Below are 25,094 nucleotides of genomic sequence, written 5' to 3' on the forward strand. Positions count from 1 at the left end.
AGCAGCCTGTCCTAAAGTTCTAATCAATCTCAAGCTCAAACCCGATTTCAAACATCCGTACCCAAGGAAAATGCAGATCTTCGATCCTAATTTGCCCTTCCTTGATGTTACCCAAATACTGAGCCACTGCGCTTTTCATTTTAGCAGCAAGGATCGCATGCACCTCGTCCAGACAATGTCTAATCATGTAATAGCTGGCGTTCAGTCTGGGCAGATCATTCTCGAGCATATCCTGGCGAACCAAGGATTGATAAATAAAGTCCTCAACAAGGCGATGATAGTAAAATTTGCGGCTTTCATGAATGATATTGTTCTCAGCCTGCCCCATGTAGTAAGAAATGATAATAAAATGAGAAATCACCGTACCGAGGGTATTTCCCGAAGTGTTCCAGCCGGCATATGCCGTCAATTGATCCAGCAAGCCCTTTTGCTTCAGCAGCTTCATCAACACCGGATCCCCGCCGTTGCAGGTTGCGACATCCCCGAGGGCAACCAGTTTCCCTTTGCGCAAATAATTTTGCATCGCCTCTACCGTCTCTCTGTAGTGAATCTCGGAAAAGTAAGAACGATGCCTGTCTTTGAATGGAATTTGCTCTGCCATCCCTGCCTGATCGATAGCTGGTGAATGCACGACAAGAACCAGTGGCGTTTCAAAGGAATGATCCGTCATCAAGGCACCTGAAGCGGTGACATGAGACTTGATACTCTCGTTCAGGCTTCGGTCTTCATATTTCGGCTTAATTGTCGGGCCCTGGGTGGAGGAATAACGTACAAATATTTCAGGCTTATAGTTTTTGATCTGGCAAAAAATATGCGAGAACATCGTACACCCGATTTCATCGGCACCCGGATAAATCATGACGCGATCCATAATGTCCAATTCCTCAACCCGGCAAATCATCCTCCGCTGCTCTCTGGAAGAAAAGCCATACTGGGAATTAACATCAAGCGGGATAATCAAATGATCGATTATGCCATCCTTCGCTAGCTGTAATGCGTAATGATTGATCCCCTGATTGACCACTCTGCGTTCGATAAAATCATGCAAATATTGCTTCGGGATCAACTCCTGCAAATTTTCAAGCTCCCGCCGCTCCGCTTCGGATAGACTGTCACGCTCCGACTTATCCGTCAAATAGCTATATTTGAATATTTGCCCTCCATGAAATTTGTAATAATCAGGCTCTTCCTCGTCTTTGTTGTTGTTCGGAACCCTCATAATGAGATTGAAGGCATGAATCTTTATGTACGGATAGGATCGTTTGATATCACCCAACACGGAAATCCTGCGTATACATTCCTCCAGGGACAAATGATGCAGCCGGGAAGGAACGATTCCGCCATACACCAGCATATCAATCGATACGAGCAGCACATCGGTATCCCGCGCCGCCTCCAGCAGCCATTGTCTCACTGCGGCCGTATCGGCTGGCTTCTTCTTGCTGCCGAGGATCTCTAATTCAGGCACAACCACCTGCAGATCGGTCATTTTAGCAAGCTGCTGGGGAAACAGATAGTTACAGGGGCGCTCGTCTAATGGCAGGTATACCACTTTTGACATGATGTTAGCCCATCTCCTTTTTCTAAAATAAAAATGACTTCTAATTGTTATATTAGCTTCCAATAGGCTCAGGAAATATCCTAGTAAATTACGATATTATCCGAAATTTCACATCCTTGTCCCCAAAGCCGTGAATGACGCGCTTAGAGAAGCACTTCTAGAACCCGAATGTGAATGATGATCCCTAAATACCATCACCCATCAACCTGCCAAACTTAGTAATCTTACCTTTTTCAAACGCGCCAATTGTTACTTGTAAAAAGAAAACCACATGGAGAGCTGAACTGTAACCCCCTTTGTGGACAGCATTGAAAAAGCGACTATGGTCTTAGGCAGCTAAGAGATGGCTTCTGAATTCATCAGGAGTCATCTTTTTTAATGTCCATTGATAGCGTTCTGAATTGTAATGGGCCATATACTCATTAACCTGTAGACGCAGTTCTTTAAGAGATTGACAATCTTTGTAGTTAAGTTCGTCCTTCATATGACCAAAGAACGACTCCATGGACGCATTATCCCAGCAGTTTCCTTTACGAGACATCGACTGCTTAAACCCAGCCTTGGCGATGAGGAGACGGGTTTTAGGGTGTGTATAGTGTGTCCCCTGGTCGGAATGGAAGATGGCGTCTGGATGAATATTACCGTCCAATCGTTTGAGTAAGCGAGCCATGGTCCGTTCAACCAACGTTAACTCCAAAGTTGAAGAGAGATAGTGCGCCAATATTTGCTTCGTAGCACCATCCTTCACACAAGAAAGATACGCCCACTGACCGCTACCATAGCGCATGTATGTGATGTCTGTAAGGAAGACCTTCTCTGGTTCTCCCTGATCAAACTTGCGCTCCAAAAGGTTAGGACATGTACGATGTTCTTGCGTCGCTTTAGCCATCTTGCGATAAGGATTGGCTTGACGGATCGTAGCTACTAATCCGAACTTGCGCATGATACGACGAATCTTTTTATGATTCATTACTATGCCATTCAATTTCTCCAGCCTCATTTTGATGACCAATGCGCCTGCTTTTCCGTTCAAGGCTTCAAAATGCCCCTTAATAAGCTGGAAGTCGTATTGATCGGCTGTCTCTCGCAGCTGACGTGTTTCTTCAGCGCTGCACCAACGATAATAGCCGCTCGAACTAACTTCAGCAATTCGACAAAGGTAACGTGTTAAACGTCGTAACGCATGCTTACGAACCGTTTGATTAATGAGCTGAAAGCGCTCGGAAGGCGTCAACTCCTTACTGTTTCGCCTTTCGAGCGCTTCTAGCTTTTTTAAAAGCTCGTTCTCCGCTTCGAGGAGTTTAATCCGAGCTTCTGCTTGTTTCAGCTTCTCTTCTGCTGACGATTCACGTTTTGATCGTCTACCTGTACTTCCTATACCTCTGCGCTCCGCTAGCAAGCCAGCCTCACCGTACTTAGCATAGGTCTCTCTCCAACGGTATAGGCTCTCTGTAGGTGTCCTCTGACCGATAAGTTCGATATTAAAGCCTGCTTTCAGAAAAATTTCCATTGGTGGCTCTCCCGCTTGGTTAGCTTGCACCGCTGCGAGCTTAAAAGCTGGGGCATACGAGATGTTCCTCCCCGATACGCGGCTTACGTTCGGATTGGACTCCAACAGCCTGATCTCTACTTCAGTATATCCTGTTCTGATTTTCCTCATGATGTTCATTCCCCGTGTTTTCTCGATAGTATGATTAAAACACAAAAACCCGTAAGAGGTCACTTTTTTCAAGTGTCCATCTTACGGGTTACAGTTCAAGCTCACATGTGGTTTCAAATCTCATAGTTTTGCTTCTTTAAACCAAACACTCAACGATGTTATATTATCATCCAAAACGCATCCTTCACTAAATGCTTCAAGTCCGGTTAATCTCCAGTCACTAAAAAACCTGGTAAGGACGTCTCTTATTACATCTAATGAATTTATTCTCAGAGGAATTTCAACATCAACAATAAAACAGCCATCAATTTTAAAATACTCTGAGACTCCCAATAGATTGAAACTTAATGATACATGTTTGATAATCGTTTTAACTTTATTAGTAGCATCGATTTTAGATACACTGTTAATATAGAAACTGCAATTTAACGTTTTTTGCTTGTTATCATGCTCAGCATGAATGAAATGAATATTTATATCGACACTGTTAATTGAGGCATTGAATTTACCCGCATGAACCGACGAGAACCCCCATGCATATTTATTGCATAACGTTTTAAGAATCTCTTTTGCCATATCTACATCGATAATCTCGTGTTTTGTTTGTAATTCTAGGGTAGTCACATAATACATCGAGTTGTTTTCGTTCTTTTTATCATTAGCAACTACAGTCCCAGACTTTACAAATGACGATTCAAGTGCTTTAATAATTTTTTTTGAAACCTGTATTGTCTGTTCTTTCAATGCGGTATTCACTCGATATTTTAGAATTATCAATCCCTATTCTCCCTTTTTCTAGGATTCATAAGAAATTACTAAGGGCTCAATCGTTATATACATCTACATATCCCTCATTTCATAGATTTTTTGAAGCGCGTTCACACTATAACTCTTTTCTGCGGGATCTTCGGAAAAAATATACTCCTGCAGCATGCGGTATCCAAACTTGATGAGGGTCATTGTCAGAATACACGCTTCATCCATCGGCGGTATATCCATATATTCCGAAATGCCTTTCAGGTATGCCGGAACAAGCCGGCGATAGTTTTCCTCAAATCTTGTAACATCCATGCCGTCTACAATTAGGCTCGCTATGTCCTCTCCGAGAAAGCCCCATCCGGTTGTGTCCCAGTCTATCATCCTTATTTTCCTGTCGGTAAAGAATATGTTTTCATTCCAGAAATCCCGATGGCACAAAACGACAGGGAGGTTTTGCAGCTTATCGAATATTTCATCTTTACGGTTATCCATATCCATGAGCATCTGTTTTAGGTGTTCGGGTATATTGCAGCCCCTTGAACGAAGGTAGCCGTATTCAAACGATTTTCCCTCAACCAACTGAATGTCGCCGTCTTTGAGCATTTGCTTCAAAAATTCCGGCATGCGGCACGGCTCCGACACAAGAAAATCGTATGTGAATGACTGCGTATGCCATTGATTGAACTCTCTCATTAAAAAGCCTTCATCCCCAAGACATGAGATTCCCCTTAAGTCATCGTGCTGTTTTGTAATACTGCCTTGAAACCGTCCCAACTCTAACGTGGCTTGTTCAAGCATTTCAATGGTAAGGTTGCTACCTGATACGCCGTCAATGTACTCGATCCACAGTTCTAAGTCCCCATCCCGAAGCTCCGAATGATAACATTCCGGCCAGCGGAGAGCGGGCGTGAACGCTGCGCCGAGATTGCTTTGATACAAATCATACTCTCTGCGCCATGAGTTCGGATCACCAGGGCGTTCCCATTTCCCCTGTTTTTTCCACACTACATTATACGGCAGTTTTTCACCGTCAATAGTTTCAGCAGCGCCCGTGACAAGCAGAACATCTCCTACTGTCCCACCTTGCAGTGGCTTGGTCTGGTAACTGGCGTGGTTTATAGCCTTGCCGAGCATTTTACTCAGCACGATTGTCAGCTTTTCGACCTCAAACTGCGTCTGCTCAACTTGTGAAAAATCATAATAAGTATAACTGAGCCGTTTATTTGTTTTTTCAAATCCTCCTGGTACAATCTCAATGGCGAATACACAGCCCTCCGGGTCATCTACACTGCCATCCCTGCCAATGCCAAGTTCACGGCAATCCAAGAATCCCATTTTCTTTTTAAATACATCGGGATGCCCGCACGTCATACATCCGGTATAACCAAGTAATTTTGCAACTTCAAGTCCGTGCATAACCAAAGCCGTCCCGATTCCTTTGCGTTGGTACTCGTAGGATTTTTCAACATGGCTGTCTTTATCACCATGCTTGACTGCAAGGCTGCTGAGCCATACGATGTGTTCGCCATTGTCTCCCATAGGCATCGCGGAAAAAATAGCGTGTCCGAGATAGGTTAAGCCGTCGTCTGTGACTGCTACCAAGTCTAGCTCCGGGATATAGTATGGTGAACGGCGAATATTATCCGCGAAAACCTCATGGAAATCTCCGTCACTGTCGCGCTCATTAAACTCAAAAGCATTACGATTAAGTTTTCTTATAACACCGTATTCGTCCGCATGTATTTGCTTGATTTTATAATGGCTCATTTCTTAAATCCTCCGTTTTTCTTGATTTGTTTATTCCGCATGGCAATCGACTTGTGACACGCTCGTTTATCCATTAGATAACCCGATTTATCGTTCACAAACTTGTTTTCCTGTTTCTGTGTAAGGTATCGCTCCCAATGCTCACGCGGCAATGATCCATCGGCAAGAGCGGCAAGAACTGCGCAGCCCGGTTCCGTCTGATGGCGGCAGTCATTGAAGCGACACTGCGTGAATAGTTCCTCCACATCGTTAAATCCCGCGCTGATGCCGTCGTCCGCACCGAACAGCCCAAGTTCTCGCATACCCGGCGTATCAATGACCATCGCGCCAGAGGGAAGCATGAAGAGCTGGCGGTGTGTTGTTGTGTGCCGGCCCCGGCTGTCCTCCTCGCGGATAGCCTGGACAGTCATCACTTCCTGATTCATCAATGCGTTTAGCAGCGAGGATTTTCCCACGCCGGACATACCGAGGAGTACCACGGTTTTGCCGGGTTGCAGATATTCGCAGAGCGCGTCTAACCCAACCCCTGTGTGACTGGAAACTGCGTGTACTGGCACATCAGGAGCGGCTTTCTGTAAATCAGCTAACAGTGCGTTCAAATCCGGAGCCAGATCAGCTTTTGTTAAGATTACGACAGGCTGACCGCCGCTCTGCCTTGTCTGTGTCAGGTAGCGCATGATGCGATTGACCTTGAAATCCCAGTTTAGGGATGACACGATAAATACATAATCAAAATTTGTTGCTACGACTTGCTCCAGTATTGTTCTGGCATATCCTATTGCGTGCCCCGAAAAGTCAGCGCGGGAAAATTTCGAGCGACGGGGCAGCAGTTTTGCAATGCGAGAAGCGCCGTTCTCGTTGTATTGCAACAATACAAAATCTCCTACGCTCGGGAAATCCTCCCGAGCCCCCGCTGTGTGATAGAACGTGCCCTTTAATACAGCCGTCACTTCTCCTTGTTCAGTGATGACGGTATATTGATCTCTCTGAAGTTCCGTAACCCTTCCGGGTATTAAACCGATCGGCGGCGTTTCGGCTTCGATATAGCCGTATTGTTTCAAATCAATCATTGACCCTATTCTCTCCTAAAAATTAAAGTTGTTTTTGGACATAAAAATACCGCGAACAAGCAGCCTCCTAAGAAGCTGCTGTTTCGCGGCGAAAAGCCAAAAAGTCGGCTTGTAATCAAAAAAGGATACGACCTTCATCGTATCCCGCTAACAGCAGTATTCACGAAAGGTTACTGTTTACGGCATAGCAAACAACACGGGTGATATTCCCATTTTCTCTCATTCCAAGCTATAATCAAAGATTGGAATTTACTATGCCCGATATTCGGTTAAGTTAAAACCACCAATACCATATAAGCAGTCATTAAAAAACATCTCCTTTCGCAAGAAAAAGTTGAAATACAATTTTACTTCTATAGTGAAACATAATCCTTTGTTAGGAATCAATGGAAAATTTGATTATAAACAAGTTTTACCTCTCCAACTCAATCCCCCAACCATTGCATATAACATGAGAAAAGCCACCTTCATTCTCGATTTCGAAGGAGGCCTTTCATACCGATTTGTTGCTGATTCGCATGTTTTTCATTCATCTCGTAAAAAAAATTAGCCCCACATAAACGATACGTTCGTCTAAGCGGGGCCAATTCTTTTCAACTAATTTCTCTTTATTTGATCTCAAGAATTTCGTATTTGATGATACCTACTGGAGCTTCGACGTTGATGATGGTTCCTATTTTCTTGCCAAGAATCTCCTTACCGAGGGGACTCTCATAAGAAATTTTGTTCTCGAACGCATCTGATTCGGTAGGTCCAACGATTTGGTACTCCACCTTCTCTTTGAATTCCAAATCGTTCAGTATCACCGTCGAGCCGATGCCAACTGTTCCTTCTTCCACGCTGTCTGAATCAACAACTTTGGCGTTCTTCAGCATTTTCTCTAAGGTGAGAATACGTGTCTCCATGAATGCCTGGTCTTCCTTGGCGGAGTGATATTCGCTGTTCTCCTTCAAGTCGCCATAGCTGATGGCTAATTTGAGCCGTGCAGCCAATTCACTGCGCCGTGGGCCCTTCAGTTCCTTAAGCTCAGCTTCCAGCTTCTCGAGCCCTTCTTGTGTCAATATTACTTCTTCATTAGCCATTATCTACATCTCCTATTTATCCTGCATACCCTTATTTTAAACTATTTCCTTAAAGAAAGGAGCATAAACTTAAGAGAATTTTTCAGAAAATAAATATAGATTATTTCTAAGGACTAATCATATTTGTGACTGTTCTGATCTATTTTGATAATTTAATGCGAAACTTACTCAAATAACACCATAAAAAGTCGGTAAACAACACCTTTGATTTTTTTCAAAGGCTTTTTGCACACCCGCATATTTGCCCTTTCAGATTGTGAAGCCTTCATTACAAGATCCTCTACCATTTGAATTCGGATGATGATCATTCAATTAATCCCCGCCGACAGGTTCATTATGTTTAAATCTTCAACGAATAATTTTTTTTGAATTCTTTAGTTTTAAAATCAGCTTCACTATTCTGTGCTGATTTGAAAATCCGCTTTTATGCAATTTTAGGAAATAATCTTTAAGAGCCTTGTAGTTTCATGACCATCTTGAATATCCCAATAATAATCGAGAACTACTGTGAGGTCTATTAGGTTGTCAGCCCATCTCACTTCCGTAACTATGTTATCTGTGAAATCAAAATTTTCTAGAATATCATTCAAATTAGTAGCCGACACTTTTCACCGAGCTACTTTCCAAAATAAATTACTAACATAAGTTACCACGTGTATTTTTCGCAATAGAAATTCTAATATTACAGCTAATTCTCAAATAGAAGACAATAGAAAGGAGGCATATACAACATCACAGTAGAAGTCATTGCTCATAAAGAGTGATTGAAAGACCTAATTCCCCCATGAGTCCTTCACTATACTCAGCAATAATATTTCTGTTTGGAAAAAGTTCTTTTGCTCTTCTCATCCAGTTATATACCAAGATGTCTCCAAACTGTTTTAAAATTTTTTCATTATCCATAGACTCGCAGTCTTTTCCCAAGAAAAAGTCACCAAAACTCCAACTATTAACCCATTGTTCTATGTGTTTTTTATTAGAGTTGAATTGTGATTCTAATTTCAATAACTTATCCAATGCTTTATCTTCTTGAGTCTCGAAGAAATCAGCGATAAATATATAACCATTGACTTCAATAATATTTGGACATAGAACATAAGCTACTGAAATAAAATCCTCAATGTAATTACTGTTCGCCGAGTGGTTAAACAGCGAAACTCCTCTTTGTTCTTTGAACTCATGAAATATCTGTTCGTTTACGATACTTTGGTATAATTTTATAGCGTTCATCTTATCACCATCCAAATAAATCTTTAATAAATTGCGGAACTGCCCCATCTAACTTATATGGCTGGTAGAACTCTTTACCAGCTGGATTGACGTTGATATTAAATGCCTTAACTCTATCCCCGCTCAAATCATAAATTAATTTTCCTTGTCCATCATACACAAAAACATGCGCGCTATTGGCAGTAGTATAGTAGCTATTTGGAGCGCCTGTTACTGGGCGATCACTCCCTGAAGAATTTACTTTTACTATTCCATTGTTTTTTAACCCCTTAAATTGATTAGCTTTTAACTCAGAAGTATTGGTAGCCCCTCTTATAAATGCATTACCCGTACCCCTACCAGAAACTATCCCCTTATTATTTCTACCTCCAAACGATCCAAAACCAGCAGCAGCCATTGCTGCAAATACTTCTTCTTGTACTGAATCTTGATATGCTTCTAATAATTGTGCTTTTGCCCATGTAGCCCTACCCTCATTATTCCCATAGGTACTTGTTTGTGTTAACAGGCCAAATAGATACTTAAACTGATTATTGTTTTTATCATTAAAAATAGGCTGGAATTTAGTTCCGAGGTAAGATCTATAAGCCCAATACTCTGCATTTTTAGTTGAGGTTTGTTTGATTGCCTGCGTTAAAATATTATCAAGTTCACCGTATTCATAAGGCTTAAATTTGAAATGCCCACTTGGATCAATGAAAATTAATGGATTATTCTCCACATACGTATACAAATTCAGACTAAGCGGATTCGTAAGTTCCCCCTTATACGTATCCTCACTCACAAACCTGCCATCTACTGGATCATAATAACGAGCGCGTAAATAGTATAAACCTGATTCGTCGTCATAATATTGACCTGTGTATCTGTAAGGATTAGACATGGACTCGGCCATTGAAGTGATTCTACCCCAGGTGTCATATTCATAGCTGTTGAGCATTGTTCCAGCAGAATCATTTATTTGTATAACATCACCATGGCCATTGTACAAATAATATCCTGCTTTATTCGAGTTGTTATCTTCTCGATATAGAAGCTCATTACCCCAAATATTTCGTGCTTTTACTCCTGTTACATTACCATCTGAATCCAGGTTTAACTCTTCAATTACATTGCCGTTTAAATAAACGTACCGAACTCTCTCATTCGTTCCCATCTTAGTTGCTCTGAGTCCATCAGCGTAATACGTGTAGGAATATTCTGTGCCCTCTTCTTTGTCTGAAAAACCATTAAGCATGTTGGCAGCGTTATATGAATAATGAGTCTGTTTGGTGGAGGGCTGTTCTTCATCAAAGGTCGTGTTTCGTTGCTGGCGATTCCCTCGCTCATCATATACATATTTAATTTGCCCTGGCTCTATATCTTCCTGAACAAGACGATTCAGACCATCATATGAAAAACGCTCATTCGAAGACTGATTTCCCTTCGTTCTATTTATTTCTATTATATTCCCCAGTCCATCATACTTATTAAGTTCTTCAAATGCAGCCACGCCATTCGTTTGATGAGTTAGTCCAATGATCTCACCAAATTCATTCTGCTGTATTCGTTGGGATGTCCGGTTTGGATACGAAATAGTATAAAAATTGTTATTAAGGCCAATTGAATAATTGTATCTCATTATCCCAGAATTTCCATACTCGACGGAGTCAATACGACTTAGATTGTCATACGAAATCTTCTGAGTCTTGGTATCTGGAAAAGTTAGGTTTGTCAAGCGATCCCACTTGTCATACCCTAGTTGATAGTTGCGTCCAGCTACCGTTTGTTGATCCATACGATTCCATTGATCGTAATGATAGTCGATACTCTCTACTTTGTTTTGTTCCCCATACTCAGCAGAAGTTAAATTAATAATCTTGCGAGTAAGTTTATCATAAGCATACGTAATCCCATAGACTTTCTTGTTTGAATTCGTAATCTCTACAGACTCAGGCTCATTATAAGTTGTGTATGCATAGCGTGTAACTTGACCCTTTTTGTCCATAAATTTTGCGGTTAGACCAATGTTATTGTATTCATAGCTTTCCTTATTACTAGAAGCATCGGTACTACTCATAGTCCAACCGGCTTCATTATATGAATTTTCGGTTTGCTTCTTTCCGTTAAGATAATAAGTTAAAAGATTACCATTATGGTCATAAGCATACTTATGTTGCTTACCCTCCTGATCTTTCAGAAGAATTAAATGATGATTTGAATCATAGCTGTATTTCGTAGTATTACTGCTTCCTGGGGAACCTCCAATCTGAGTAATTATCTGGTCTTTAGTTACATCACCAAATGCTGAATATGATTTAGAAGTCGTTCGAACTTGATCAGAAGATTTCTCAACAATCCGCTCTAATAGTCCGATTGTGTTGTAATATTTAGTCTCAACCTTGCCATCTGGATAGTTCATCTCAATTGTTTCTTGATAGCGTTCATTATTTCCAATAGCTGTATTCGCATAAGAGAAGACGGTTGTATTCCCCATGCTATCTGTTATTGTCTTTTGTCTTCCTGTTGAATCATAAGTATAGCTTGTTTGTAAGGACGGCTCACCAAAAGGTAGTTCAGCATCAATGATTTGACCATCCGTCGTCTGATTGACAAAAGTTACTCGACTCATACCTGCTCGTGACTGTTCGCCCCGTAAGGCTAATCCAAACGGAGAATACTGAGTTCTCTGAATTTCTCCGTCTGGAAATGTAACAGTTACTTGCCGCTTCGTATCATCATAAGAAATTGACGTCGTTCTAGTTGTTTTAAAACTGGAGGATACTACTCTATTCATCGAATCATACTTGTACTCTCTATATGAATAATCTGGATATAAAATTCGGATAGTATTCCCGCGAATATCATATTTATACTCTGTCTTTAAATCAGATATATAGATGCTACTGGATAATTTCGCCTTAAGCAATTCAGTTTCTACCTGCCCTAAAGAGGTATACGTATAGATTCTCTCTGTAACCGGCGGTATCTTCTCAAACTGATCCCCAGCAGCTGATTCCAAGGTCTGGAGTACATTTCTATCTTTGTCATACAGAGTGTATTCTGTTTTATAAGTATCTGTATTAACTTTAGAAGGGGTTGCAGGATCACTATACCTCTGAGTCCAGATTGTCCATTTAAGTTGATCTCTCTTATAGGCTTCAGGATCATTGCTTGAATAATATACCAGCTCTTGGACTACTTCCTGTTGTTGATCTGAACTTTTGATAGTTTTCTTAGTGAGTTTATGTTGAGGACCATCGTACTGATATACTGTCGTATTTCCTGATTTATCCTCGTAATTTGCTACCAGCCCCCACTCGTTATATGTATATGACTCTTTAATGCTGGATAGAGGAGCTGGAGGAGGACTTTGAACATCTGATATGTTACCTACATAGGACGAAATAACGTTCGGTTGCTCGGTACCTTGAGTATATTCATATCTCGTAATATAGCTATTCCGATTCGTGTAATGAATCCCTCCATCATTAAGATCCAACGGGTTGTAATCCTCAGGGTTAACCCAATTATATTTCAAAACAAAGTTAATTCCGTCAGGCTCATATTCATACTGTTTAAAGCTGTAACTTTGCAATTTTCCAACTTGCTTTTGTGTTCTTATCGTTTGCTTATGTCCAAATCGAGAACTATTTTTAAGTCGAGGGATGTTCTGTTTATGGTTCTTCCAATATTCATTAAACTGCCAGCCATGATCCAAATGTTGATTCGCATAATAATCCGAAATTAACTTTGTCTGATTATTCTCTTCATAAATATAGTCAACCCGTTCAACCGCATGATAACCGAAATATGTTATTGCATTTGAATCTGTGTATAATCTTGTACTACCTCTGAATAGTTCCTTCTGCACATATTCCGGGTTAATTGACCAACCAGAATTATAGTTCTGATAATTAAATTTAACCTTTAGCCCATTAAAAAAGTTAATATCCTTCAATAATAAGTAGGCGATCTCTCCATACTGAATGTTGTTCACTTGAACAATACTACTAGATTCAACATATTGATTATCTGAGCTCCACAACCATTGATTGGAATAGCAGATTTTAGTCTTATCTGTACATTGATTTGCATCGTAAGACGTAGGAATGCCATCGGCGTTAGAACTATAGGCGTAATCATTAGATTTGAAATTAAAATCCGCTAATTTAGTTGAATCAATCGTATAGTAATCATAGGACTCCAATATTTTCTTTCCTTGTGTTTGATCGATTACTTGTTCTAATTGCCAATAACCCAAGTTAGGATTTTCTACCAATTGAGCCCCTGTATCATCCGACCAAGTTCTGTATGCTAGATTCGTTACTGAACGGGAAACATCATACTTTATATCTTTAACAATCGTCGTCCCATCTGTTACTTTAATTCCTGTTATAATAAGAGGACTATCTTTAAAATTCAAATCTCTTTTTCTAAAGATAGTAATGTTTCTTTGATAGGAGTCAATTATATTGATATTATCATTACCATCAATTTTAAAATCATTATATTGATACAAGATTTTGTCACCATAGCGGTTTTCCTTGCTTAAAATTCTTCCAGAGGGACTAAACGTATATGTAAACTCCTCATTTACTATTAATTTATAATTGGATTGTTCCTTAACTAAGGATAAGCTCTTATAAGGGTATTGATAAGGAAGCCCATTATGGAATTCAATAGATGCTCCATTTTCCAAAGTAAAGATAATCTTCTCTACTTCTGACGTTTGCAATGAATACCTGGTCAGGAATCCGCTTGTTGGAATATTTGAATTTGTGTCTCCAGCACAAGGATTATTTGCTTCAGAACAACTAAGTAACTCTGGTTTGATTTCAGCAATTTCGGAAGTGATTTGCATATTAGGTATATTTAAAGTCCACCCGGTAGCAATAAAGCCATTAATCTCAGCCTTTGAAGTTACTCTTCCTATATTTCCAATACCAGTTTCATACTCCGGCGATAGAACTTTACTGAACAAAGAATTATAGGAGCGATTCAGATTTAGCGCCAATCCATACTTTCCCGTTAATTGAATATCCGTCACGCTATGATTTGCAGTTCTATATACAGGATCAACGATATTATCGGTTTGGACTGAATAATTATATTCAATATTAAATTCATCGACTTGAAACGGTTTTGTAGAATTTATATTACTCAATGAATTAGGAGTGGTCATAAGTTGAGTAATTGTTTTGTTATCCTCCAGATTAGATTGATAATCTTTTAAATAATCCTCTCGATTCTTAACATAGTTATAATTTTCGATAGCTGCTGGCACAATTTTATCCAATTGCTCTTTTTCTCTTTCGGCTAATTGTTCGATTATAGCGATTACTTGTTCTTCATTCCAATTGACTACCTCTAGTTTTTGCTCTTCCGTTATATTGACCAGCTCCTCAGGCTGATAATATGCCAGAATTTGTTTCAGTTTTGGACTAAAATTTTTTTGGATAAATTGCTTGCGACCTGTAATATTCAGAGTACTGTCCACTTTTTGATGCTTTAAGCTAATATTCTTACTCTCCGAACTTCTATAAGTAAATGCCTCTGGCACTATCTCGTTGGTAGATTTAGTCACAGGAGAGGTTGAATCAGAAGTGCTATCTTGTTGAGATGATGCCGATGAATCCGCAAATACCAGCGAACCAGGATTTATGGAAGTTATTATAATTGCAACAACAAGCAATTTTACTAGAATCTTCATTGTAAACCTCCTGTTTGAGATAATTTAAAGAGCCACTTATGACTGCAAATCTAAGTGGCTCTTCTCGTTGTGATTATGAAATTTTCATCTTTGTCTTTAGTAAGTAAAATTTCATTCTTGGGAATGTTACTCGGTTTCCGAGTCCTGTAATAAATCATGCTCTGACGAACTAGCAGTGGATACAATCAGGGATTCACTCGGTAAAGACAGGTTGCCTGAGCTATCTATTGCAATGATCTCATACCTATAAGAGGTGCCCGGTACTAGTCCCATATCCTGAAAGTTATTCACGCTTGAGGTTCCAACCAGTTCAGAGTCACGATATATCTGGTAACCCACTACCCCCACATTATCTGTTGATTCATCCCATACTAATTTAATACTATTAGTCAGTGTTTCTGAATAAGTTAGGTTGGTTGGAGCAGAAGGACTTTCATTATCAGGTATAATTGTCACATTAAGCGGAACACTTGGACTCGATTTATTACCCGCAGCATCTCTAGCAACAACAGTAAATCGGTAAGGTGTACTAGGAAGGAGATTAATTACTCCACCACTTGGCAGAGCAACTGTTGCAACGAGATTCGTTCCTTCAAAAATGTCATAAGCAACTACACCAACATTGTCTGTTGATTCATCCCATTTCAAAGTAACTGAATTGTTAGTCATGGTGACCAAAGTTAAATTAGTAGGTGTGCTAGGCTTCGTAGTATCTGCCTTTGTAGTAAAACTAACATTTGAACTATCTGCCGATTGATTTCCTGCATTATCCCTGGCTCTAACCATAACAGTGTAGGTTGTATTCGGTTGAAGTTCATTTAACGTATATGAGTTTGTTGTACTGGTTGCAATTAGATCTGGATCCGAGTCAGAGATAAGATAAATATCATAGCCTACAACTCCCACATTATCGGTTGACTTCGTCCATGATAGCCGTGCACTAGTAACACTAATTATTGAAGCTGCCAGATTCGTTGGAGCGGTAGGTGGTTCATGATCGGATGATAGAGTTACAATCAAAGGTAAACTATGCTCGGACACATTACCTGCCATATCTTTGGCCCTTACTGTAAAGGTATAGGTTCCACCCTCAGTCAAGCCATATATAGTTACGGTTAGTTGAGTAGTAACTGCTACTTGCTCTCCATCTTTGAACAACTCATATTCGGCGACCCCAACATTATCTTTCGAAGCTTCCCACTTCAAAGTAACCGAATCATAGGTGGAGGAGACCTTAGTCAATTTAGTAGGTACAGTTGGAGGTTCAGTGTCTTGACCTGTTTGAATAACTACTGAATTACTCGGTTCTGATACATTGCCAGATAAATCTACCGCTTTAACTGTTATTAAGTAAGTCTTGTTTGTTTCTAGTTTTTCTAAAGTGACTCTGTTCGTTCTTGAGCGAGTCAGCTTTGAATCATAATTGTAAATATCATAACCAGCAATTCCCGAATTATCGCTCGAAGTTTCCCACTCTAATGTCACAGTATTAGCAGTCTGTTCTACAATAATCAGGTTGTTAGGCTTGGTTGGAGGAATGGATTCGTATCCTCTTGTCCAGACAGGAATCGGAAATAAGCTTTTTTTACCGTCACCGGTGCCAATTTGTCCGTACGTATTATCTCCCCATGTCCAAAGTGTTCCATCGGCTTTTAGTGCAATTGAATGTTCTTCCCCAGCCGCAATGGAATCTACTCCAGTCAAATTAAGAACTTGAGTAGGAGTTAATTGCTCATTAGTTTTTCCTCCTAACCCATCTCCAATTTCCCCACTCCAGTTTCTTCCCCAGGCCATTACAGTTCCATCGGCTTTTAATGCTAGTGAATGATAACCTCCGGCTGCGATAGCAATTACCTCTAATTCAGGAATTTGAACGGGTGAATGCATTGATTTTGTTGAGCCAATCCCTAGTTCACCATAACCATTTCTTCCAAATCCCCAGACTTTACCATTATCATCCAAAACTAAGGTGTAACTATAACCTGCGGTTACTGCTTTTATATTATTTAAACCTGGAACCTGAGTTGGGACTGGTGTATTATGTAATTTTCCACTTCCATCCCCTAGTCTTCCACTATCGCCAAATCCCCAAGTCCACACTGTACCATCACTTTTCAAAGCAACAGTATGATCATCACCTGCAGCAACTCCAACAACATTGCTAATACCTTCAACTTGAACAGGAATGCTTCTATTAATAGTAGTTCCATCTCCTAATTGTCCATAATTATTTCCCCCCCATGCCCAAACTGTCCCGTCTTTTTTTAGTGCTACTGTATAATCATATCCCGCAGTGACCGATATAACATCTGTAAGACCTACAGCCACTACAGGTGTATATTTCATTTCGGTAGTCCCATCACCTGCTTCCCCTCCATTATTATAATGAGAATAGGTCAACACGGTTCCATCTTCCTTAATAGCAATAACATGTCTATTTTGATTCCCTAAAGCAAGCGACTTTATATTTTCAAATCCTGGTAACTCAGATGGAACCCTCGTATATTTATCTGAACTGTTTGTTCCCCACCCCCATACTTTACCGTCATTTCTTAGTCCATAAGTTACATATCTCCCACCCGCAATTAAATTAACCGACTGTGGATATTCAAAGTTCGTGTTATCTACTTCAATTCTTCCAGATCCTGAAGTGATACTATGGATTGCTATTATTACTTTTGCTTTAACCGCATTAACAGGAACATTTCCTCGGATTGTAATATGTTCATAGCCCTGATTCGGTTCGTTAATCTCTTGAAATTCACTACCAACTAGAACACTAGATGAATTATAAAATTCAATTTTTAATTGCGCGGTCGCACCAAACAGATCTATTACACGATAATAGCCACCTAAAATATATGATCGTCTCCCTTGGATGGCTATTGTTTGACTAAGTCCGATTGAAGATCCGCTGGAAATACCACTGGCACTTATCCTTTGAGATTGTTTTCCTGAATAAGATGAATTCGAGATGTCATATATAGCATTTCCATTTCCATTCCCATAAATCTCCCAGTGGTCTGCAACTCCATTATTCCCTGAGTACAGCTCAAAATCCGAATTTGTTAGACTATCTAAATTTCCCACGACTATCCTTCGAATCAAGCTTCCATTTTGATCATTTGTATATTCCCATGAAGTTTTTTCACCAGAGGAAGAGGTTACCGTTTTGTGGATCAATCGATTTGAAGAATCATAATTATAGTATGTAGTAGAACCATAGGCTTGTAAGTCAAACAACAAAAAACTAAGTACTGTAATACAAGTAACTAGACACCTTCTAAATCTAGACAAAATATTCGCCTCCCCAAATAGAAATATATTCAATTATGTGACATATTCTCCCTTATCATCTTATATTCCTCTATTTATGTACATTACTTTTCACTTCTACACCCCCTCCCAAAATTTTTCTAAACAAAGTCTTGCACTCCCCCCTTTAAATTTGATATAATCCTGAACGAACGTTCAGTATAAAATATTTTTGCTAATAAGTTAAGGGAGCCGATTGTAATGGAATCGAAGGGCGCTGCATTGAATAAGAAGCAATTGCAAAGTGAACAGACGAAGCGAAGAGTTGCCGATGCTGCACGAGCTTTGTTTGTCAATAAAGGCTATAAGGCGACTTCGATTGAGGACATTTCGGAGGCGACCGGAAGCAGCAAAGGGAATATTTATTATCATTTCAAGAGCAAAGAGGGTCTATTCCTCTATTTATTGGATGAGTGGGAGCAGGAATGGGAAGTGAAATGGCAAGAGAATGTGTCTCATTATAAGACGGTCACCGATAAGCTGTACGGCTTCGCCAAGCATTTGGTGCTTGATGATCTTAATCATCCCCTCTCCAAAGCAGCTGGCGAGTTCTTCAATCATGATGAGAAACCAGGTGATGTTGAGGAACGTATTATCGAGATGGTGCAGGGGCACCTTAAATTTAATCAGGATCTGATTCAGCAGGGCGTCGATAACGGAGAGTTCAAGGCGGAGAACATCGAATGTCTTGCCATCATTTTAGAGAGTCTCGTGATCGGTCTGAGTCATATGTCGCGTCAGTTGAAATTGCAAAATGCGATTCAATTGTATCAGCAAGCCATTAAAATATACTTATATGGTATCGCTAATCCCCCTCATTAAATTTATTGGTTCTTTCAAATGAGGTTTAAATATACGTTATTATGCAGCTTTCATTTTTTATTATTTTTTATAAAACGAACGGTCAGTATAGTTCCAGGAATCGGATGTATCCACCGACAGCCTCAACTATTCTACACCATGCGGAGGATATTATTATGTCAATTTTATTTAAAAATAGAGGAGCACTACTGCTTCTCATGCTTAATATTTTTATCGTATTTACCGGGATCGGTCTTGTCGTTCCCATCATGCCGACCTATATGACTGAGCTGCATATTAGCGGTAGCACCGTCGGCCTGCTGGTCGCATCATTCTCACTAACACAACTTATATTCTCTCCTTATGCTGGGAGATTATCCGATATGTTCGGACGAAAGAAAATTATTGTAATCGGGATGGTCGTATTCGCCGTATCAGAGCTTCTCTTCGGGATCGCTAATGCGCCAGCGCTACTATTCGCAAGCAGAATGATCGGTGGATTGGGCGCCGCGCTGATCTTCCCTGCCGTAATGGCCTATACGGCGGATACTACCACCGATGACGAGCGGGCTACCGGAATGGGCTTCATCAATGCAGCCATTACGACCGGTTTTATTATCGGTCCTGGTATTGGCGGATTTATCGCCGAATTCGGGATTCGCGTTCCATTCTTCGCGGCCGCAGTTGCCGGCGCCGTCGCCGCCACAATTACCTTGTTAGCACTGCCGGAATCCAAAAAACAAGCGAAAGTGGCAAAGGATACTGCCAACGTTGCTCCTAAACAGTCATTATTCAAACAATTACTAAACTCCTATAAAGAACCTTATTTTATTGCTCTTATCATCGTGTTTGTTGCTTCATTTGGTCTGGCGAACTATGAGACCGTATTTGGACTTTTTGTTGATCATAAGTTTGGCTTTACGGCCAAAGATATCGCCTTCATAATTACCTTTGGTTCCATCGCCGGGGCGGTCGTTCAATTAACGATCTTCGGCTGGATTTTGAACAAGTTCGGAGAACGCAATGTCATATCATTCTGTCTGATCACAGCTGCTGCATTCGTTCTTCTAACGCTATTGGTGCACACTTACTGGCTCATTCTCGTCGTAACATTCATTCTGTTCCTATCGATCGATATATTGCGGCCTGCAATCGGTACACAAATGTCCAAGATGGCCGATGAGAATCAGGGATATGTGGCTGGTCTGAACTCGGCATACACGAGCCTTGGCAATATTGCAGGTCCGATTGTTGCCGGATTCTTGTTCGATTATAACATCAACTATCCTTACGTCTCAGCTGCAATCGTTCTCGTATTGTGCTTCCTGCTCTCGCTCAGAGCGAAACGAAGCAGCCAGCAAAGCACTCCCCAAGCTGCAAAATAACGAAACAAAGGGGCTATCCTGACGCGATTGCTCTTATCTAACGGTCAAAAATGACCGCTAGAGCAAAAAAAGAACAACTACGCTCTTCTAACGGACACTTTTGACCATTAGAAGCAAAAAATGCGGTCTCTCGCGACATCACTCCTTGTAATGGACATAATTGTCCGTTACAAGGAAGTTTCACCAAAGATTCAACTCTAACGGTCAATAATGTCCGATAATTAGGTCAAACAAAGCAAAAGGGGCATCTCCAAGTCGCAATATCGACTTTGGAGATGCCCCTTTAGTTGCTTCTACAGCTGAATCGCCTTTCGATTCACAAAGCCGATCACAGCTGTGATCAAGCTAAGCAAAGCAGCCAGCAAATACATATTCACAATTCCGAACCATTCCGCAATTCCGCTCAGCAACAGAAGGGACAGTCCATACAAGGTGCTAAGCAGCGTTGATTGTGCCGAGAACACTTTTGGCAGCATTTCTTTATTCACACTGCGCTGAATGAGCGTACGTCTGGTCACTCCAGCAAGCTCGGTAAATGGCCCGGTGAAGAGAACAATGACAAGTGCCAGCCAAGCCGTATGATTCAGCGCGAAGCAGGCGGTTAGAAGGCCGTAGCCCAACGTCCCTATGATCATGGAGAGGAACATTTTTTTCTCGAATTTCTTGACCAGAGCGACGACGATGAACCCACCAAGTACTGCTCCGGCAAAGTAACTCGCATTAATATATCCCCACCACTTCTCATCCTGATGCAGTACATCCTGGACAAACACGAGGATGAACGCGCCGACCCATACCATCCCGCCCAGCGCATCGCATACATCCATCAGCGTCAAAGCACGAAGTCTAGGAACCCGCCAGAGAGCGACCCAGCCTTCCTTCAGAACCTCCCAGCGAGTTAAAGCCTTCTCATCCGATGATGTTCCATCCCCCACCGTATCCTTCGCCATCGTCACCGTGGTATGCACGTCGAACAAGTTTCTCCGCTTGGCCTCCGTAGGATCCTCGATCAGAACCGTAACCGCAGCAGCAATACAGTAACACACTGCAACTACCACTAATACGGGAAAAGAGCCCATCGCCGCAACCAGCACCCCGCTGATGGCCCACCCGGCGAACTGCACGATCTGATCTGTCGTTCCGACAATCCCATTCGCCTTCATCAAGCTGGAATCATCCACTAATCTTGGGATCAGTGCGTTCCGTGCCGGACTTGTCCACCCATCCAGAAAGGATAGGCCAGCAATGAGGGCATAAATGACTACGGTATTCACACCGCCAAACCATGGTGACAGATATAATGCAAGTACTGTGAACAGCATAAACTGTCCACTTTGCGCTAGTGTCAGCAGAAACGATAAGCGATAACGGTGAATCAGCAGCGGCGCCAACAGCCCGCTAAGCATCTGAGCGACAACGCGAAAGAAAGGCACCAGTGTGGCAAAAATAATCGATCCGGTCTGATTCAGCACATAAGTGGTCAATGCCACCAGGTAGAGCACATCGACCGTATTCGATAATGTCTGTGATCCCCATAAATAATAAAAAGACGGTCTGAATTTCACCATGTTCACTCCTATTTAGTTGTATAAAAATATTAATCTAAGAAGCGCATGGCTTAACTCAAATCGGTCTCATAACAATCTCCTTATCTATAAATAAATCCTAGGGCTCGTATATCATTTTCCGGGTCATTCCCCCATCGACCACGATATGTGCCCCTGTAACAAAGGTATTATTCGGATCTGTAAAATATAGACACGCCCGGGCAATATCCTCTGGAGTTCCAACCCTGCCGGCCGGATGCTGTTGATGATCAATATCCCGCAGCGCCTCATAATCCCTAGTCTCAATCCAGCCGGGACTAATGCAATTGACGCGAATCTGATCACTTCCGAGTGTCACCGCGAGAGCATGACTAAGAGAGGCAATCGCTCCCTTGGAAGCGGCATAGGCTTCCGAATTCGGCTCCGACATCAAGTACCGCGTCGATGAGATATTGACGATCGAACCTCCGCGTCCGCCCGCCTTCATATATTTGGCGACTTCGCGCGAGGCGAGAAAGCAGCTGCGCACATTTGTGTTCAGCACATCGTCCCAGTCCTCCACCGTTAAGTCAAACAGATCTTTGAATCGAGATACACCCGCATTGTTGATCAGTACATCAATCCGGCCAAACCGCTCATGAGCTGCGGCCATCAAGCGGATAATATCCGCCTCCTGCCTGACATCACATGGAACGAACAAGCTAGTTCCACCGCTAGAGTTGATCTCCTCAGCGACCTTGTTCCCCGCCGCCTCATTCACCTCAGCTACGACAACCGCCGCTCCAAGCTCGGTATAGGTCTTAGCTACGCCGCGTCCAATGCCCTGCCCCGCCCCAGTGACGATGACAACTTGACCCTGAAACAACACCTGAATCCGCTCCTCTCAAATGAATAAGCATCTATTCTCTATGTTCAGATACAATATCGCGGATCAGCTTTGGCAACCATTCCTGAACGGATTGAAAAGTGTAACCCGCCGCCTGAGCTTTGGCCGTATCCATCGTCCATGAGGTCGGAATGCCAAACGGAGACATATGTTCCTCCTCAGTCTCTGGTACGATGTGGGCCTCTTTGCCGGTAGCTTGTTCAATCATTTTAATAATTTGGCCGATCGTCACCGACCCATCAGAGCTTCCATTCACAGGTCCTGTGATCGAAGCGTTGCCTAGCCATTTCATGAAGGACGCTACTTCACCCGAAGTGATGAATGAGATCGCCGCCTCAGGATTAGGAACACCAATCGTCAGTTCCTTCTCCACATGCTCTACATGGAAATGCAGCCTGCGTGTATAGTCGTCCAGTCCAAGGACAATCGGAATGCGCATCGCACACACTGGAAACTTAGCCTTTTGTATGAAGACTGTCTCGACAAGCCGCTTCCCCTCCGCATAATCGAACTGATCACGGTCACCCATTTTCAGCTCATAATGATATGGATCAAAATCCGCCTCGACTAGCGTATGATTGAGGTAGTCGTACACCGATTCTGAAGAGGTTACAATATACCGACCGACATAGCCTTCAAAAGCTTGCACCGCAGCTAGTGCCTCATTCGGAGAGTAACAAATATTGTCATAGACGATATCCCACGGCCCAGACTGCGCCACTTCCCGCAAGGAAGCTGCGTCTGTGCGGTCCAGAACAATTTGTTGAACCTCGCCTGCAAATTCTACCTTCGTCAGCCCGCGCGTAGCGACCGTCACCTGATGCTGCCCCTCACTGGCCAGCAGTTGAACCAGCCTCCTCCCGAAATATCGAGATCCTCCTAGGATCAATATTTTCTTCTCCATAACACATACCTCCCCCTCTTTTCTACCGACTACCGAATAAGCTCTTCATCAACGTTAACCCACAGAGTATCCCGAAGAAGAAATGGCCCTCCTGTCTAGCTACATCTAAATACAGAGCATAATAAGGCATCTTGAAGAAAATATTCAGCACCGGATAGATCATTAGAATCAAACTAGGCAAAAATACGAAAAAGAACAATGGCCTATAAAACTTCCTGCGTGACGGCAAACCATTAAGGAGGCTCAAATAGATCCCGAACACAAGCGCATATATGATATTGCCCAGTAGACTATAATCGATGCGAAGGAACTCCCCCTTCTTCGACTCCATCATGCCAACGAATTGGTTGCCGTAATATACGACGATCAGCATCCCGATGGTCCATAGCAAGTAGTAAAAATAACCCTTCGATTTATTCATCACTGACCACCTCCGTTCTTATCTTAACTGACAGTTCCCTCATTCCCATCACTTTTGTGCCTGGTCAGACCCGTTTTGACATGCTTCAATTGCGCTACAATAATAATGCTAATCACAACCAACAGGAACCATGAACTGATCTTGCCGATATGAACGAGCTGCCACTTGTACTCCTGATCCGGATATCTCCAGGCTCCCAGAAAAGTTGAAATATTCTCCGCGATCCAGATGAAGAAGCCAATCAGGACAAAAGACAGCATCAACGGCATCCGGTACGTCTGGGAATGAAGCGTGTAATGCACTCTCGTCCGGAAGAATATAAGGAATAGGAGAGCCGTTAGCCACCAGCGATAATCGCCAATAAAATGATGCGTGAAAAAATTGAGGTAGATCGCCGCACAAATAAGCACAGTAAGCCACCCTCTGGGCCAGCCCACCATCTCCAGCTGAAGTCTGCGCCATGCCTGACAAATATAACTGGCTACACTAGCGTACATAAACCCGCTATAGAGCGGAACCCCGTAAATCTTCGTCCAAGCCTGTTCAGGATAAACCCATGAACCCATATGTACCTTGAACAATTCCAGACATAGGCCAATGATATGGAACATGCAGATTACCTTGAGTTCATCCAGCGTCTCCAGCTTGAAGACAATCATGCCGATTTGCGCCAGCACACAGATGATCAGAATCAGATCATATCTCGGCAAGCCCGGGATATGTACGACCTTGGTTAATCCCAGCGTTCCAAAAATAATTACTGGGAATATACAGGACAAAGCTTGCAACCACCCAAATTGCAGCAAATTTCGAACAAAAGTCATAAATTCCTCCGATAATTGGTAAACAGATATACACGATTTTAACACAGACGGGGTGAGAGGGGCAGAACATTTTTTCTTATATATCAATTCCCCCCGACCGTGCAAACCAAAGAAATAGGCTCTTTTCTAAAAGATTTTTGCTATAAATTGATGTATGCTATAATGGGCCAGAATCACGCCTAAAAGGCTT

At 41.9% G+C, this 25,094-nt stretch carries 16 protein-coding genes; 2 read left to right on the plus strand and 14 right to left on the minus strand.

Annotated elements, in window-relative coordinates:
• Positions 1-19: 19 nt before the first annotated feature.
• The 9 genes from EI981_RS16850 to EI981_RS16895 all read right to left on the minus strand — a co-directional run bounded on the left by EI981_RS16850 (position 20) and on the right by EI981_RS16895 (position 18,151).
• Positions 20-1,561 carry a DUF4127 family protein gene (locus tag EI981_RS16850; protein ID WP_127000073.1) on the minus strand — a complete coding sequence of 514 codons (1,542 nt, stop codon included), beginning with the start codon at positions 1,559-1,561 and terminating at the stop codon, positions 20-22.
• A 328-nt stretch (positions 1,562-1,889) separates the two neighbouring features.
• The gene (locus tag EI981_RS16855) at positions 1,890-3,221 is read right to left on the minus strand and encodes an IS3 family transposase (RefSeq protein ID WP_127000076.1); all 1,332 of its coding nucleotides are present in this window, start codon (positions 3,219-3,221) and stop codon (positions 1,890-1,892) included.
• 120 nt (positions 3,222-3,341) lie between these two features.
• Positions 3,342-3,977, minus strand: a complete 636-nt coding sequence (locus tag EI981_RS16860; RefSeq protein ID WP_162616204.1) for a hypothetical protein — start codon at positions 3,975-3,977, stop codon at positions 3,342-3,344.
• An 84-nt stretch (positions 3,978-4,061) separates the two neighbouring features.
• The gene (locus EI981_RS29710; protein ID WP_227011473.1) at positions 4,062-5,747 is read right to left on the minus strand and encodes a phosphotransferase; all 1,686 of its coding nucleotides are present in this window, start codon (positions 5,745-5,747) and stop codon (positions 4,062-4,064) included.
• Positions 5,744-6,817 (minus strand): ribosome small subunit-dependent GTPase A, encoded by a 1,074-nt coding sequence (gene rsgA / locus EI981_RS16875; protein ID WP_127000080.1) that lies wholly within the window; start codon positions 6,815-6,817, stop codon positions 5,744-5,746. The genes EI981_RS29710 and rsgA overlap by 4 nt, the downstream gene beginning before the upstream one ends.
• A gap of 608 nt (positions 6,818-7,425) precedes the next feature.
• Positions 7,426-7,899 carry a transcription elongation factor GreA gene (gene greA, locus EI981_RS16880; protein WP_127000082.1) on the minus strand — a complete coding sequence of 158 codons (474 nt, stop codon included), beginning with the start codon at positions 7,897-7,899 and terminating at the stop codon, positions 7,426-7,428.
• A 744-nt stretch (positions 7,900-8,643) separates the two neighbouring features.
• Positions 8,644-9,144: a hypothetical protein gene (locus tag EI981_RS16885; RefSeq protein ID WP_227011474.1), complete on the minus strand. Its 501-nt coding sequence runs from the start codon at positions 9,142-9,144 to the stop codon at positions 8,644-8,646.
• On the minus strand, positions 9,134-14,821 hold the full coding sequence (locus tag EI981_RS16890; RefSeq protein WP_127000086.1) for an RHS repeat domain-containing protein: 5,688 nt from the start codon (positions 14,819-14,821) through the stop codon (positions 9,134-9,136). The genes EI981_RS16885 and EI981_RS16890 overlap by 11 nt, the downstream gene beginning before the upstream one ends.
• Positions 14,822-14,947: 126 nt before the next feature.
• Positions 14,948-18,151 (minus strand): RCC1 domain-containing protein, encoded by a 3,204-nt coding sequence (locus tag EI981_RS16895; RefSeq protein WP_127000088.1) that lies wholly within the window; start codon positions 18,149-18,151, stop codon positions 14,948-14,950.
• A gap of 207 nt (positions 18,152-18,358) precedes the next feature.
• On the opposite strand from EI981_RS16895, the gene EI981_RS16900 reads away from it, so the two are divergent.
• Complete coding sequence (locus tag EI981_RS16900; protein ID WP_127004783.1) at positions 18,359-18,958, plus strand: TetR/AcrR family transcriptional regulator; 600 nt, start codon at positions 18,359-18,361, stop codon at positions 18,956-18,958.
• Positions 18,959-18,999: 41 nt separating this feature from the next.
• A complete protein-coding gene (locus tag EI981_RS16905) occupies positions 19,000-20,322 on the plus strand; it encodes an MFS transporter (RefSeq protein WP_127000090.1) in 1,323 nt (440 codons plus the stop codon).
• Positions 20,323-20,615: 293 nt separating this feature from the next.
• Here the strand turns inward: EI981_RS16905 and EI981_RS16910 are convergent, their stop codons facing one another.
• The 5 genes from EI981_RS16910 to EI981_RS16930 all read right to left on the minus strand — a co-directional run bounded on the left by EI981_RS16910 (position 20,616) and on the right by EI981_RS16930 (position 24,904).
• Entirely contained in the window at positions 20,616-21,887 is a 1,272-nt protein-coding gene (locus tag EI981_RS16910; protein WP_227011475.1) for an MFS transporter, read from the minus strand.
• A 100-nt stretch (positions 21,888-21,987) separates the two neighbouring features.
• Positions 21,988-22,737: an SDR family NAD(P)-dependent oxidoreductase gene (locus tag EI981_RS16915; RefSeq protein ID WP_127000094.1), complete on the minus strand. Its 750-nt coding sequence runs from the start codon at positions 22,735-22,737 to the stop codon at positions 21,988-21,990.
• A gap of 31 nt (positions 22,738-22,768) precedes the next feature.
• Positions 22,769-23,659 (minus strand): NAD-dependent epimerase/dehydratase family protein, encoded by an 891-nt coding sequence (locus EI981_RS16920; protein WP_127000096.1) that lies wholly within the window; start codon positions 23,657-23,659, stop codon positions 22,769-22,771.
• Positions 23,660-23,681: 22 nt separating this feature from the next.
• Entirely contained in the window at positions 23,682-24,080 is a 399-nt protein-coding gene (locus EI981_RS16925) for a hypothetical protein (protein ID WP_127000098.1), read from the minus strand.
• Positions 24,081-24,103: 23 nt separating this feature from the next.
• Positions 24,104-24,904: a DUF817 domain-containing protein gene (locus tag EI981_RS16930; RefSeq protein ID WP_127000100.1), complete on the minus strand. Its 801-nt coding sequence runs from the start codon at positions 24,902-24,904 to the stop codon at positions 24,104-24,106.
• Positions 24,905-25,094 lie beyond the last annotated feature (190 nt).

This window comes from Paenibacillus lutimineralis, assembly GCF_003991425.1.
Taxonomy (GTDB): domain Bacteria; phylum Bacillota; class Bacilli; order Paenibacillales; family Paenibacillaceae; genus Fontibacillus; species Fontibacillus lutimineralis.

Coding starts and splice junctions, on each gene's coding strand:
- EI981_RS16850 (WP_127000073.1), bottom strand. CDS start 1,561: ATGTCAAAAGTGGTATACCTGCCATTAGACGAGCGCCCCTGTAACTAT.
- EI981_RS16855 (WP_127000076.1), bottom strand. CDS start 3,221: ATGAGGAAAATCAGAACAGGATATACTGAAGTAGAGATCAGGCTGTTG.
- EI981_RS29710 (WP_227011473.1), bottom strand. CDS start 5,747: ATGAGCCATTATAAAATCAAGCAAATACATGCGGACGAATACGGTGTT.
- rsgA (WP_127000080.1), bottom strand. CDS start 6,817: ATGATTGATTTGAAACAATACGGCTATATCGAAGCCGAAACGCCGCCG.
- greA (WP_127000082.1), bottom strand. CDS start 7,899: ATGGCTAATGAAGAAGTAATATTGACACAAGAAGGGCTCGAGAAGCTG.
- EI981_RS16890 (WP_127000086.1), bottom strand. CDS start 14,821: ATGAAGATTCTAGTAAAATTGCTTGTTGTTGCAATTATAATAACTTCC.
- EI981_RS16905 (WP_127000090.1), top strand. CDS start 19,000: ATGCAGCTTTCATTTTTTATTATTTTTTATAAAACGAACGGTCAGTAT.
- EI981_RS16920 (WP_127000096.1), bottom strand. CDS start 23,659: ATGGAGAAGAAAATATTGATCCTAGGAGGATCTCGATATTTCGGGAGG.
- EI981_RS16925 (WP_127000098.1), bottom strand. CDS start 24,080: ATGAATAAATCGAAGGGTTATTTTTACTACTTGCTATGGACCATCGGG.
- EI981_RS16930 (WP_127000100.1), bottom strand. CDS start 24,904: ATGACTTTTGTTCGAAATTTGCTGCAATTTGGGTGGTTGCAAGCTTTG.